The organism is Baaleninema simplex PCC 7105, assembly GCF_000332355.1.
GTDB classification, from domain to species: domain Bacteria; phylum Cyanobacteriota; class Cyanobacteriia; order Cyanobacteriales; family Geitlerinemataceae; genus Baaleninema; species Baaleninema simplex.
This window is the reverse complement of the sequence record NZ_KB235958.1, coordinates 255,114-267,846: the sequence shown is the minus strand read 5'-3', so window position 1 is coordinate 267,846 and position 12,733 is coordinate 255,114. Positions and strand designations below refer to the sequence as shown.

Here is a 12,733-nt window from a genome sequence, read left to right as displayed (position 1 = left end):
ATGCCGGGGATCTGGAAATTGAGTGCGCCCAATTCGATGAATTTACATTTTTGAGATGTACCCAAAGCGATCGTTAACGATCGCCAATGCGATTGGCTAAATCGACCCCTTGTCCGAAATGGGCGATAACTGTAATTGCCGACACGAAAAAGTAAAACAGGCGAATTCCCCACATACAAATAGCAAAGGCAAGGGAAAGTTTTTTAGAGGTCAGTCCCATTTTGCCTTCAACGTGGGAAACGACCCTCGATTCGAGAATATCGACAGAATCTAATTGAGCGATACGTACAGGTAAAGAAGGATAACGTGCGGTGTGTAAATAAAATCCAAAAACTCCCGTTTGAGAGACTTTGCCTTCGAGATAGTCATCGGTACGGTCTTTAGACTCGATCGCCGAAATATTTTCGTTTGTCGAAAACTCTTGAATCCAGTTGTCGTAACGTACGATCGGACCGACACTCAACAACACCGGAAGCAGGACGATGACGACGGCGACGTTAAAGCGAATCCCGAATTTTCTGGGGACGAAAACGGTGGCGAGTCCCAATCCCAAGCCGAGAATCGCAAAGACTAAAATATTGAAAATTTCGGCAATCTCGATACCGCGCATGAGATCGCCGAGAAACTGAATGCGATACAGAGAATTTTCAGCCAGCAGGGTGGTGAATAGTTTGACGATCGCAGCTAAACTAACCGAGAGTGCCGAGACGATGAAAAACAGGAGAACACCGATTGCGAGTTTGAGGCGATCGAAGGCGGTTTTCGTTTGTTGGCGTCGGCGAGCGCGTTTGCGAGCGAGTTTGCGGGGGACGGGGGAGGCTAAGAGCGTCTCTGGACTCTGTCGGTGGCGATATCCGTTCGTCGAGGAGTCTAGGGGGTGGGAGGCGATCGCGTCGGGGGGTCTCGGCGTCTCGAGGGCGATCGTTTCGCGCCAGAGGGGAACGGTACTCTCGCGCACGAAAGCGAGAACCGTAACGCGGTCGATCGAGCCGGTGTTGAGTTTTTCCAACCCCCGGCGGACGAAATCGACCATAAAATCTCGATCTGGCGGTCGTTCTCCCGTGGCGATCGCCGACAGATGATTTCCGTCGATTCTCACGTTGACCGTAATCTGCTTGACTTGCAGCGACTGGTTCATTAACGAGGCGATCGCCTCGGGATTGCCTTGTTTAGCTTGGGTGAAAATCTCAGCTCGAACCATCGCACTCGACTCGATTATGATGAGGTGTTGAAACGAACGTCGAACGTCTCGACCGGATGCGGTAACGACCGCTGCCGTCTTTCTCCCCGTCCCGTTTGCGGGTTTGGCCTGTCCTCGCTTCGAGAGCCGATACGAAGACGTGACTCGAGGTAAAAGGGAAGCTCGTTTAGTTTAACTGCCCATGACCTATTTCCGCACGATCCGCTTTGCCGATACTGATGCGGCGGGTGTCGTATATTTTGCCAGTTTAATGTCAGTCTGTCACGAAGCTTACGAAGCCGCGATCGCTGAATCCGGAATCGATCTGCGTTCGTTTTTTAGCGGTTCTGATGTGGCCGTTCCCATCGTGCGGGCTGAAATCGATTTTTTTCAACCGCTTTTTTGTGGCGACGCGATCGAAGTTCGACTTGCCCCCAATCAACTCAGTTCGAGCGAATTTGAAGTCATTTACGATATTTTCGTAAGGGGATGCTCTCGCCGAGCCAGCCGTGCGACCACGCGCCACGTTTGCATCGACCCTCACAAGCGACGACGCCAACCGTTACCCGAGGCGATCGAACGTTGGGTGTCGAGTTCGGCACAATCCCTCGAACCCTCACCAGACGAGCCGAGAACGTCAATTTTAGACGTTCAGCCAACCGATCCCCAGGAAAACCAGCCATCCGAGTAGGGTAAAAACGGCGAACAATCCCCACATCAACGGCAAAATCCATTTGTTGTCGAAGTAGCCGAGCAGGGGAGTAAAGGCCACTAAGAGCAGGACGGTGAAGAATAAAATTAACAGGGCTAACATAGACGCTTTCAGTTAAGACGCGAGAGGGTCTGAGGCTAGTGTTATTATCGGATGCGGTTTGGTGTTGGGAGCAGATCTTAACGTCAGCTTCAACTCGTCAGTTTGAAAGGTGGTGAAACATCCGAGGACGGGTGTATCTCACTTGTGCGATCACAACTCCACCCATCCTTCCCTTGTTGATGGGAGGTGTCGAAGGACGTTCGGCGAGGTGTTCGACGAGGTGCGAAGGGATGTGCTACGAAGGAGAAAACGTCCCTAATCTAGCGTTTTATCTAGTCACTGTGGGATAACTGTCTAGAGTCTTGGAGGGCGATCGTCAGTGCTTAACAATACCTCTAGTGGGGAAGTTATCCTGCACTTGCAGCCTAATCGAGAGTTAGACGCTTTTTACTTCAGTTCATGGAGGTAAAATTTAAGAATCCATTAGCATTACTAAACCTCTAACAAGATTTGCTAAGTACGATGTATCGTAACTTTAAGATTTCGATTAAGGTTTTGATTGCTGTATCTCTTGCTCTCCTCGCTCTTTGTAGCAATCCAGCCTGTGCCCAAACGAGTTTCGACTTAACTGGAACATGGCGCTTCGTACACGGGACTAGCAACGGGGTACTGGTGGTAGAGCAGCAAGGAAACTCTATATCTGGATTTCTAGTTAACTTGAGAGGACGTATTACTGAAATCCAAGGTACAGTCATGACTCTAGAGCGTGGTGCAGGCAAACGGTGGGGAGTCATGAGAGTTGAATTTGAACGTGAGAGCGAACCCCAGGTTTTCGCAGGTTATACGTCTCGTCCACCAGGGGAGGGGAGTGGTCGCCTTTCAGGAAATGCTATGTCTGGTAATTTCACATATAATGGAACTCCTGCAGGTATGTGGTACGCTGAAAAACTCACTTCAGCGAGAATGGGACGCCCTTAATGGAGCCGTAGGTTAGACTAACTCTTCTGTTGGTTCGGAGTGGCAAGATCGCGCCGTAGCTCAACCCGGGACGTGATTTCAGTGGTTTTAAATGTTCCTATTGTGTCTGAGTTCCTCTGGCAGCAGGCGTAAAGGCTAAGGACTCGGTTTTTTCGAGATGGGATCTCGTGTTGCTAAAGAAAGCATCGGGCTTCGTTGTAAAATAACCTCACACAACTCGACTAAGCTGTCGTACTACTCAAACCGAGTTGGGGAAATCGCCTGAAATTGGCCGGTGCACGTTCTCAGTCAAGACTGTAGCGATAAAACTTATGAGTTCTCTCGAAACAGCGCAACTTCAATATCGAGATTTCGTGCGATCGCTCCGCAGTTTAATGCTGAGTACGGTCGATACTTCGGGAAAACCTCACGCGAGTTACGCTCCGTTTGTCACGGACGAAACCCAGAATTTGTATATCTACATCAGCGGTTTGTCAAGTCACACGAAAAATTTACTTGCCAATCCCCAGGCGAGTATTTTACTGATTGAAGACGAGTCCAAAACTGAGGAAATTTTCGCCCGTCGCCGTTTGTCCTTCGAGTGTCGCGTCGCGACGATCGCTCGTAATACAGAGGTTTGGAATCGAACGCTCGATCGCTTTCAAGAACGATTCGGCGCTCTCATCGACGTGTTGCGGAATTTAGAAGACTTTCAGTTGTTTGTTTTAACGCCGGTTTCGGGACGATTTGTCGTGGGTTTTGGGGCAGCATACGACATCGATCCAGACGATCGCGATCGCCTAATTCCTGTTAAACCCAAATCTCAAAAAATGTAGAGACTATCATACTCCATCCTGTTTCAATACGCTGGATTTCAAGAAGTCTTCACTCCATCCCCCTTAGCCCCCCGCTGCGTTGGGGGGATAGAGGGGCTTTTGGAGTTTAAAAATACAGTATTTGAGTTCAAATTCTGTATTAACAAATACTTTTTTAAAAATTTAAAACGATCGATTTTTTATATATTTTTTGAAAAATTGTATTTTTTGAAAATCGGTTGAAGTACAGACTTTAAAGACCGTTTCAACATATTCTCAAACTCGATCGCTTTCCCGTAAAAGTTTCCGCCGAACTGCGAAACCAGATAGTGCATTCTTAAATAGGGCTGTCTGGAATTCACCCGACAAGCTAACCCCAAATAATACTGACCCCGTTGAATGGCTTCTGAAGACCGTGCCAGCCTTCCATGACACATCAACCGTCGCCCGAGATCGAACAAGTACGCGGCTTTTTCGTGAGGCTCTAACGTCCCTAACGTTGTCGCGGCGAGATCCCGAGGGCGATGATATTTCTCAAATAATCTTAAATGACCTTCTACGACGATTTGACTGTTTTTCGTGGCTTTCGCACCGTCCGTAGAACGACTGGTTTCGTCGTCGCAGTAGTCCACTAACACTTCGGGGACGACCTCGAAGTCGCAAACTTGCGCCAGTTGTAAATAAAAATCCCAATCTTCACCGCATCGCAGTCGTGGATCGAACCACACGCCGCGATCGAGACAGTCTCGTTTCACCATCACCGTCGACGGCGTGCCGATTAAATTAGAAAACAGCAGGTTTTCTCGCAAATTTCCGCGATCGCGAGGATTGCGGACGCGCTTGAGATTTCCTTGGGCGTCGGTAAACCCCAGCCAAGTGTAAACGACGCCAACCTTGGGCGGCGAATTGGCGAAGACGCGCAGTTGCTTTTCCAACTTTTCGGGACGCCACCGATCGTCGGAGTCGAGAAAGGCGACGTAGGTTCCGCTGGCGGCCTCGATTCCAGTATTGCGTGCCGCACAAACCCCTCGATTGGGATCGTGGCGGAGGTAGCGAATTCGCGAGTCGCCAAACTGTTCGACCACCTGTTGCGTGTTGTCTTTCGACCCGTCGTCTACCACGATGAGTTCCCAGTCTGCGACGGTTTGCGCCAGAACGCTGTCGATCGCGCGATCGAGGATATAGGCGCGATTGTAGGAGGGAACGATAATGCTAACCGTCGGATGACTCATGGGGCGTTCACCTTCATCAGTTGCAAATACGCTGCGACCGCACTCTCGTTGGTAAAGCGATCGAGCCACTCAGGAGGTGCCGATTTACCCCCTCCCTCGAGAACCTCCGTCATGGCTTCGGCTAAGGCGTCGCTGTCTCCAACCGGAACGAGGGTTCCATACCGGCCGCCGTCGAGGATTTCTGACGGGCCGCTGGGACAATCGGTCGAAACCACGGGAACGTCTAACGCTAAGGCTTCAATTAAGACGGTGGGTAAGCCTTCCCAGGCGGAGGACAAGACGAAGGCTTTCGATCGCGCCATGTACGCATAGGGATTGTCCGCGTAACCGAGTAAGGCGGCGTCGTTCTCGAGATGGAGTTGGGAAATCAGGGCTTCGAGAGCGTCGCGATCGGGTCCCCAGCCCAAAATCCCCAGGCGACAGGGCTGTTTTTGCCGAACTTTAGCGAAGGCACGAATCAGGTTGGGAAAGTCTTTTTGAGCTTCGAGTTTCCCGACGCCGAGAAATACCGGAGGTTCTCCCGGTCGAAACCAGGCCCGATCGATCGCCTCGGCGGCCCGATCGCGCAATTGGGGGGTGATAACGGGATTGTACACTACGCGAACCCGGTCTAAACCGCTGGCTCGAGCTAAGGCTTGCGCTGCACCTTTAGAAACCGTCACCACTTCGTCGGCGAGGGGATAGAGATAGCGGACGGCGAAGGGAATGGCGAACCGCTTGAGTCCCTTGAGGTTGCCGAAGGATTTCGAGACGGTGTTGTGTTCGCTGACGAGGATACGCGTGGAACTTCGACTGAGGTATTTGGCGGCGATCGCCACTTCGTTGGCGTAGTGCATGGCCGACAACAAGGCCGCCGGACGTTCGCGATCGAGGTAGCCGACGAGAGCGGGTAACATCGCCACCGTTCGCCCCGCGTTTAAATCCACCACGCGCACGTCGTCGGGAATTTTACTGAGGTGAGGTCCCCAGGCTTTCCCTAAAACAATATCGACGTTCGTGCCGCGATCGCGCAGTCCTCGAGCGAGGTTGAGGATTACGCGTTCGGCACCGCCTCCCCCCAAGTAGCTGAGAAAGAGGGCGATCGTCGGAGCGCTGTTCGCGGGGGGGTCGGCAGATACTGGAGTGGTTTCGGCTCCCGTCACGTTCGACATCCTCGTCTCCCATAACATTACTGAGGTTCTTCTTTCGATGCTACTCCCGACTGTAACCGCGCCACCGCGACCCGTTCGGAGAGTTTGCGCGAATTTTACATTCGCCTGTGAATTCTAAAAGTTTTGTGAATTTTATACGTAATTTCACTGACTTTAAAGGTGCAGAAGTACACTCGTACCTGAAATGTTATTTTGCTTTGGGTTGCCGCCTGGGTGCTACAGCCTCCGCGAAATTGCGGATTGGGTGGGTTCGAGCCGGGGGTGCGACGGGCTTGAGTCCTCGACTCCGCTCGGACTCAACGCTCGGCACGTCGAGATGGCGATCGACGGTATCCCAAGTCTCGAAGGCTCGAAAAGTCGATGGTAGAACGATCTCCTTCAGTTTGTTTTCCGAACCAATCCGCCGTCGCGTCTCCGTCGGGGAAAACGACGGTTTTGTTCGATTTGTCGGTTCGGGGACATCACCCGAGTTATTTACGACATCTTATCGAATACGTGCGGCGACACGATCGCGCGATCGCCTTAGTCGTATCTCCATCATTCGTCACCGAACATCCCGATGTGGTGGAACTGGCAAACGAGACGGCGAGAACTCGCGTCGTTCCAATTTCTGAGGAGGAATTCGCGGCTTTACCGTCTCGGAATTCAAAATGGGGACGCCTACGCCGCTATTTCGACGAATGGGAGCTGTTGCGCCGCACGGCAGAACGGCTCGAGGCGGCTCATTGCGTGGTGATGTATTTCGATACGTACCTGCTTCCCTTGGCGTTGGGGGCGTCGCTACCCTGTCCGTTTTCGGGGATTTACTTTCGTCCGACGTTCCACTACCACCAGTTTTTCGGCGATCGCCCGTCTCGTAAAGAGCAACTGCAACGCTGGCGGGAAACCCTGGTGTTGAAGCGGGTGTTACGCCATCCCAACTTGCATCGAATGCTCTGTCTCGATCGCTTTTCCGTCGAAGCCGTCGATCGCCTTTCCCCGACGCCGAAAGCGGTTCCCCTCCCCGATCCGTTGGATTTCCATCCGGTTTCCGACGAGCGAGTCTCGCAAATTCGCGCCGGATTGGGCATCGAACCCCAACGGCGAGTCGCCTTGTTGTTCGGGGCATTGAACGAGCGGAAAGGGGTGTTACAGGCGATCGCCAGCTTGCGACAACTGCCCCCGGAACTCTGCCAACAACTCTGTGTGTTGCTGGTGGGGGAATCTCGCATCGTCGATCGCATCGAAGCCGAGATCGCCGAAGTGCAGATCGATCGACCCGTGCAAATCCTGCAACAGTACGAATTCGTCCCCGAAGCCGACGTTCCGGCCTATTTCCAACTGTCGGATTTAGTTCTCGCTCCCTACCAGCGTCACGTGGGCATGAGCGGGATTTTAATTTGGGCGGCGGCCGCCGGAAAACCCGTTCTCAGTTCCGACTACGGCTTAATGGGAGAACTCGTGCGACGCTACCATCTAGGCATCAGCGTCGATTCGACGAATTCCGATGCGATCGCCCGAGGATTGACGCAATGGCTACTTGACAAAAACAACATTTCGTGCATTGAGTCGAGTCTCGATGCCTTTGCCCTCGAAAACGTGGCCGAAGAATTCGCCCGCGTTATCTTCGAGGCCGTGGACGAACCGTTACGTCGGGTGTGAAGTTCTTGCAATGAAGGGATTGCGATGCTGGTCGTTCTACCGTTTCTCGCCTTAGCCCTGCTGGTTCTCGTTTTCCGCAAACGGGGCAACCCCTGGACGGACGCCGTACTGTCTGGGGCGTTGTGTTGGGGGGCGTTCGTCGTCGTCACTACAGAACTGTTTGGGGCGTTCCAAGCCCTGACGGGGGTGAGTTTGACTCTCGCCTGGGGACTGTTCGACCTGTTGGCGATTTTCTACATCGCGAAATATCAGCCTCGGGAGATGCCCAAAACCTCAATGTCGCATTCGTCGTGGTTTCAGTGGTTCCTCGTGGGCTGCACGATCGCCCTCGTCGCCACCATCGCGGCGATCGCCCTCATCGCCCCCCCCAACAACTGGGATTCGATGACGTACCACATGGGGCGGGTAGTGCATTGGATGCAAAATCAAAGCGTCGCTCACTATCCCACCGCCATCACCCGACAAATTTACCAAGGGCCCTTTGCCGGATTCACCATTACTCAACTGCAAATTCTCAGCGGGGGCGATCGCTTCGCCAATCTCGTCCAGTGGTTGGCGATGGTGGGGAGTTTGTTCGGCGTCGCGGCGATCGCTCGAGAGTTGGGGGCGTCATTGCGGGGGCAAATTTTGGCCGCCGTCGTCTGCGTAACGCTTCCGATGGGAATTTTACAGAGTTCTAGCACCCAAACCGACTATGTGGGCGCGTTTTGGATGACCTGTTTCGCCTACTACGTTTTGCGGTACTGGGACAACGAGCGCAAAATGTCCCAGGTTCCCCAAATGGGGGCGAGTTTGGGCTTAGCGATCTTAGCTAAAGGTACTGCCTACTTGTACCTGTTTCCCTTCGGCTTGTGGTTTGCCATTTCCAGCATTTGGCGGTTTCGGACGCGGATTTGGCAACCCTGGGTAATTATGGGAGCGATCGCCCTCGGGTTGAACCTGGGTCATTATTCTCGCAACTTCGCCGCCTTCGGTTCGCCTCTAGGCGCAACGGAAACCTACGATATGGGGGGCTGGAGTCTCAAACTCCTGCTGTCGAACGTCTCGCGGAACCTGGCGTTACACCTGAGTACCCCCGTTCGTAAAATCAACCTGATCCTGATTGGCGTCGTCGAACAGTTCCACAATCTCATCGGGGCGGATGTCAGCGATCCCAACACCACTTTTCCCCCCGGACAACAGTTCGACATTCACAGTCGCGTCAACCACGAAGACTTAGCCGGAAATCCCCTCCATCTGATTTTGGGATTTCTCAGTGCGATCGCCTTTTTTGGAAATTGGAAGCGGTTCGAGTGGAACCAACGGCTGAAACTGGCGTTGTATCTCGCTGCGATCGTCGCGGGTTTTCTTCTGTTCTGTTCCCTCATTATCTGGTCGCCCTGGCGATCGCGGCTACATCTACCGCTGTTCGTCTTACTATCGCCGTTTATCGCCGTGGTGTTAGAACGAGTCGTCAAACCGCAACTCACGAACGCCGTGGCCGTATTTCTAATTTTGGCGTCGTTGCTATGGCTGTTGTTTAACGAAACCCGTCCCATCGTCGCCAACAGTAAATACATCGAAGAAAATCGCCTTGAAAATATTTTCAATACCTCCCGCAACGACCAATACTTCACGCCCCGGCCGGAAATTCGCCAATCTTACAACCAAACCGTCGACTGGCTGGCCGAAAGTGGCTGTACCGATATCGGTCTGTCCTACGACGGCGACGCTTGGGAATATCCCCTATGGATGTTGTTAAAACAGCGTCTCGACAGTCCCTTTCGCATCGAACACCTGCGTTTAGTCGAGGCTAACCCCACCAAAGACTTACCCTATCCCAACGGCGAGTTTACCCCCTGCGTGATCGTCGCCAACCAAAACGACGACGTACAAGCCACCGAGTTGGAGTGGGGCGGACAAACCTTCACCCAAGCCGACAAATACGGTGCGATCGCGGTTTTTTCAGGTAACAATCCGTAGGGTGCGTGACTTGAAAAATGGGGTATCGAACGCGAGACCGAAAAATCGTCACGCACCGCCAATGTACACCGCCCACAGACAAGAGAAAAATCGGGTATCGAACACCAGACCGAAAAATCGTCACGCACCGCCAATGCACACTCCCCATCTCCCCCTCTCCCCATCTCCCCCTCCTGACAAGGCTATGATTGTAAGAGAGAGAGAAAGAGCCGACAAAGAGAAAGCCGTAGACTCGTTTAGGAGAAGCCATGAAATACAACTCAGCTTACCTCAAACAGTGGTCGCAAGAAGTCAGTCGTCATTTTCCGAATCTTTCCTTGCCACAAGTATCAGGGCTAGCCACCTGGAGCTTTGGCATGATGATGAGTCGCTCTTCAAGTCTGACTCAAGTGTCAGAGTGTATTGCCCAAGTCAACGGGGAAAAATTCACCAACGTACGTCAAAGACTACAACAGTGGTACAAAGAAAAACGCCAAGCTTACGGTCGTAAATATGCTGAGCTAGATGTAGCCAGTTGTTTCGCGCCGCTGCTGAAGTGGGTCTTAGAGCTATTAGGAGAGAGCGACGACCTGTTCCTGGCCTTAGATGCGACCCATATCGGTCAAAAATTTATCGTCTTGTCACTCAACGTACTCTATCGCGGCAGTGGCATTCCCGTGGCCTGGAAAATCGTGAAAGCTTCCCAGAAACACCCCTGGAAGCCCCTGTGGCAAGACTTGCTCCGTCGCTTGAGCGGAGTGGTTCCCGAGTCGGTCAGGGTTTGGGTTTTGGCCGATCGAGGACTCTATGCTTGTTGGCTGTATGAGGAAATTGTGGCTCTGGGATGGCATCCTTTGTTACGTATTAACTCACAAGGCTATTACCAAGTGCGCTCGGGGGAAACTCTCGCCGACTGGCAACCTCTCGAGCAAGTGGTTCGAGTTGGTGAGAGTTTTAGTCAACCGGTACGCTGCTTTCGCCAAAATCCTCTCGATTGTACCCTGTTAGCCCGATGGGACGAGGATTACAAAGACCCTTGGCTGTTGCTGAGTGACGCCTCACCTCAATCGGCTTCGGCTGCCTTTTATGGCTTTCGCTCTTGGACTGAAGCGGCTTATCGCGATCTCAAGAGCGATGGCTTTAATTGGCAACGCACCCGTTTGACTCATCCTCACCGGGCTGAGTGTCTTTGGCTGGCCATGTCTGTGGCTTTACTTTGGCTCATCACCGAAGGGGCTTGTCGGGAAGACTCCCAAAAGCCTTCGACTTCCCCTCGGACTGACTCTGACTCGACCGGTCTGGCCGCCGCGACCCTCAGACCGAGAACTCTTTCTTGTTGGCGCCTTGGCTGTATCTCTTTTGTCGTCCGCCTCTTTCAAGGACTTCCCTTGAGTTGGGGACGCCACCGTACTTCTCCCTATCCTGGGGCTTCTTTGGCTTTCGATACCTCCTAAGTAAAAGTCATAGCCTTATCAGATCTCCCCCTCTCCCCATCTCCCCCTCTCCCCATCTCCCCCTCTCCCCATCTCCCCATCTCCCCCTCTCCCCTTCTCCCCTAAATCCCATCGATCGCGCATAAAATCCCTGGTATACTCCACCCTCTCCGTCAGCAATGACTAAACTGATTATTCAAATTCCCTGTTACAACGAAGAAGCCACCCTGGGGGTGACGCTCTCCGAACTCCCCCGCGACATTCCAGGGATCGATCGGGTCGAATGGCTGATTGTCAACGATGGTAGCGTCGATCGCACCGTCGAAGTCGCCCAAGCCTGCGGCGTAGACCACATCGTCAGTTTCGACCACAACCAGGGACTCGCGAAAGTGTTCATGGCGGGTATCGACGCCAGCCTCAAAGCGGGGGCGGATATCATCGTCAACACAGACGCCGACAACCAATATTGCGCCGCTGATATTCCCAAACTCATCGAACCGATTCTCAACGGAACCGCCGAGATGGTCGTTGGAGAACGCCCCATCACCGAGATCGAGCATTTTTCCCCGGCGAAAAAAGTCCTGCAACGCCTCGGAAGTTGGGTCGTTCGCATCGCCAGCAACACGAAAATTCCCGACGCCCCCAGCGGATTTCGCGCCTATTCTCGCAACGCGGCGATGCAGTTAAACGTGTTTAACGAATATACCTACACCCTCGAAACCATCATTCAAGCGGGACAAAAGGGAATGGCGATCGCCTCAGTTCCCATCCGAACCAACGGCTATTTACGCCCCTCGCGACTGGTGAAAAGCATTCCCGCTTACATCCAGCGATCGATCTTTACGATCCTGCGAATTTTCATGACCTATCGCCCCCTGCGGTTCTTTTCGATCGCGGGAAGTATTCCCTTCACCTTGGGGATATTGCTGTGTATTCGCTGGTTGATTTTATTTGAACCCGATCGCGCCCGCACGCCGAGTTTGATTCTCGCGGCAATTTTAATCCTCATCGGCTTTCAATTGTGGATGTTCGGGTTAGTGGCGGACGTGATGTCTGCCAACCGCAAATTGCTCGAAGACGTACAACTTCGCTTGCGGCGATCGGCTTACGAAAAACCGAATTCAGAAACCCGTCAAGTCAGGACAGATGGGACAGTTCGCTCCAACCAAAAGGCGTCTACTGAGGTATCGTCATGACTGCAACGAACGAGTCTTCTACGCCGTTAGAAACGGGAGCGATCGATCCCGCATCAGTGCGCGTCGCGTGGCTGTTAACCTCGGCATTTTTCTACTGGCAACCTGCCATGAAATGTCTCACGGACTTATTCCCCAATACCACCGTCTACACCAGTCGCTGGCATGGATTCGCCCCCGGACTAGAAGATTCTTTTCGCGTCGATATTGTCGGAGAACGTAAACTCGTCGCTCTCAAAAAAGCCGATAAAGGTTACGGCAGTACCTTCACCTATCTTCCCCTACAAATTGTCGGGCGACTGTCAAAATTTAAACCCGATGTCGTGTTTTCCAACGCCTTCGGTGTTTGGACGTTACTCGCCTTATTGTCCAAATTCGTAAGCGAGTTGCGCGTCGTCATCGCCTACGAAGGAAGTTCCCCCAGCGTAGACTATCG

The 12,733-nt window shown here is 52.8% G+C and carries 11 protein-coding genes and 1 pseudogene; 8 read left to right on the top strand and 4 right to left on the bottom strand.

The genetic code is table 11. The features are described from left to right. Window positions 1-73: 73 nt before the first annotated feature. Window positions 74-1,201 (bottom strand): hypothetical protein, encoded by a 1,128-nt coding sequence (locus tag GEI7105_RS33055; protein WP_017659010.1) that lies wholly within the window; start codon window positions 1,199-1,201, stop codon window positions 74-76. Between the two features lie 181 nt (window positions 1,202-1,382). Here GEI7105_RS33055 and GEI7105_RS0103045 point away from each other — a divergent pair, with 181 nt between their 5' ends. After that, the gene (locus GEI7105_RS0103045; protein ID WP_017659009.1) at window positions 1,383-1,871 is read left to right on the top strand and encodes a thioesterase family protein; all 489 of its coding nucleotides are present in this window, start codon (window positions 1,383-1,385) and stop codon (window positions 1,869-1,871) included. On the opposite strand, the gene GEI7105_RS38965 is transcribed toward GEI7105_RS0103045, so the two are convergent. Continuing rightward, entirely contained in the window at window positions 1,824-1,994 is a 171-nt protein-coding gene (locus GEI7105_RS38965) for a hypothetical protein (protein ID WP_190288764.1), read from the bottom strand. The genes GEI7105_RS0103045 and GEI7105_RS38965 overlap by 48 nt on opposite strands. Before the next feature lie 462 nt (window positions 1,995-2,456). On the opposite strand from GEI7105_RS38965, the gene GEI7105_RS39395 reads away from it, so the two are divergent. Both GEI7105_RS39395 and GEI7105_RS0103035 read left to right on the top strand, forming a co-directional pair. Continuing rightward, window positions 2,457-2,912, top strand: a complete 456-nt coding sequence (locus GEI7105_RS39395) for a hypothetical protein (protein ID WP_218959054.1) — start codon at window positions 2,457-2,459, stop codon at window positions 2,910-2,912. Window positions 2,913-3,223: 311 nt separating this feature from the next. Next, on the top strand, window positions 3,224-3,727 hold the full coding sequence (locus GEI7105_RS0103035; protein WP_017659008.1) for a HugZ family pyridoxamine 5'-phosphate oxidase: 504 nt from the start codon (window positions 3,224-3,226) through the stop codon (window positions 3,725-3,727). Window positions 3,728-3,906: 179 nt separating this feature from the next. Here GEI7105_RS0103035 and GEI7105_RS28840 read toward each other — a convergent pair whose 3' ends face one another. Together GEI7105_RS28840 and GEI7105_RS0103025 are read right to left on the bottom strand one after the other, a co-directional pair. Further along, complete coding sequence (locus GEI7105_RS28840) at window positions 3,907-4,938, bottom strand: glycosyltransferase family 2 protein (protein ID WP_017659007.1); 1,032 nt, start codon at window positions 4,936-4,938, stop codon at window positions 3,907-3,909. Then, window positions 4,935-6,089, bottom strand: coding sequence for a glycosyltransferase (locus GEI7105_RS0103025; RefSeq protein WP_017659006.1), 1,155 nt, complete (start codon window positions 6,087-6,089; stop codon window positions 4,935-4,937). Before GEI7105_RS0103025 ends, GEI7105_RS28840 begins: the two co-directional genes overlap by 4 nt. A 360-nt stretch (window positions 6,090-6,449) precedes the next feature. Between GEI7105_RS0103025 and GEI7105_RS0103015 the strand changes: the two genes are divergently transcribed. From GEI7105_RS0103015 to GEI7105_RS28830, 5 genes and pseudogenes are all read left to right on the top strand, one after another. Beyond that, window positions 6,450-7,730: a glycosyltransferase family 4 protein gene (locus GEI7105_RS0103015; protein ID WP_017659004.1), complete on the top strand. Its 1,281-nt coding sequence runs from the start codon at window positions 6,450-6,452 to the stop codon at window positions 7,728-7,730. Between the two features lie 24 nt (window positions 7,731-7,754). After that, complete coding sequence (locus GEI7105_RS0103010) at window positions 7,755-9,692, top strand: ArnT family glycosyltransferase (protein ID WP_017659003.1); 1,938 nt, start codon at window positions 7,755-7,757, stop codon at window positions 9,690-9,692. 248 nt (window positions 9,693-9,940) lie between these two features. Next, the gene (locus tag GEI7105_RS0103005; protein WP_071591958.1) at window positions 9,941-11,125 is read left to right on the top strand and encodes a transposase; all 1,185 of its coding nucleotides are present in this window, start codon (window positions 9,941-9,943) and stop codon (window positions 11,123-11,125) included. Between the two features lie 158 nt (window positions 11,126-11,283). Continuing rightward, entirely contained in the window at window positions 11,284-12,300 is a 1,017-nt protein-coding gene (locus GEI7105_RS0102995; RefSeq protein WP_017659000.1) for a glycosyltransferase family 2 protein, read from the top strand. Beyond that, window positions 12,297-12,733, top strand: a pseudogene (locus tag GEI7105_RS28830) (glycosyl transferase); the annotation flags it as partial. The gene GEI7105_RS0102995 and the pseudogene GEI7105_RS28830, both read left to right, overlap by 4 nt.

Bases quoted from the DNA above. Each gene is read 5' to 3' on its own strand.
- GEI7105_RS0103045 (WP_017659009.1), top strand. From the start codon at position 1,383: ATGACCTATTTCCGCACGATCCGCTTTGCCGATACTGATGCGGCGGGT.
- GEI7105_RS0103005 (WP_071591958.1), top strand. From the start codon at position 9,941: ATGAAATACAACTCAGCTTACCTCAAACAGTGGTCGCAAGAAGTCAGT.
- GEI7105_RS28840 (WP_017659007.1), bottom strand. From the start codon at position 4,938: ATGAGTCATCCGACGGTTAGCATTATCGTTCCCTCCTACAATCGCGCC.
- GEI7105_RS0103035 (WP_017659008.1), top strand. From the start codon at position 3,224: ATGAGTTCTCTCGAAACAGCGCAACTTCAATATCGAGATTTCGTGCGA.
- GEI7105_RS0102995 (WP_017659000.1), top strand. From the start codon at position 11,284: ATGACTAAACTGATTATTCAAATTCCCTGTTACAACGAAGAAGCCACC.
- GEI7105_RS0103010 (WP_017659003.1), top strand. From the start codon at position 7,755: ATGCTGGTCGTTCTACCGTTTCTCGCCTTAGCCCTGCTGGTTCTCGTT.
- GEI7105_RS33055 (WP_017659010.1), bottom strand. From the start codon at position 1,201: ATGGTTCGAGCTGAGATTTTCACCCAAGCTAAACAAGGCAATCCCGAG.
- GEI7105_RS38965 (WP_190288764.1), bottom strand. From the start codon at position 1,994: ATGTTAGCCCTGTTAATTTTATTCTTCACCGTCCTGCTCTTAGTGGCC.
- GEI7105_RS0103015 (WP_017659004.1), top strand. From the start codon at position 6,450: ATGGTAGAACGATCTCCTTCAGTTTGTTTTCCGAACCAATCCGCCGTC.
- GEI7105_RS39395 (WP_218959054.1), top strand. From the start codon at position 2,457: ATGTATCGTAACTTTAAGATTTCGATTAAGGTTTTGATTGCTGTATCT.
- GEI7105_RS0103025 (WP_017659006.1), bottom strand. From the start codon at position 6,089: ATGTCGAACGTGACGGGAGCCGAAACCACTCCAGTATCTGCCGACCCC.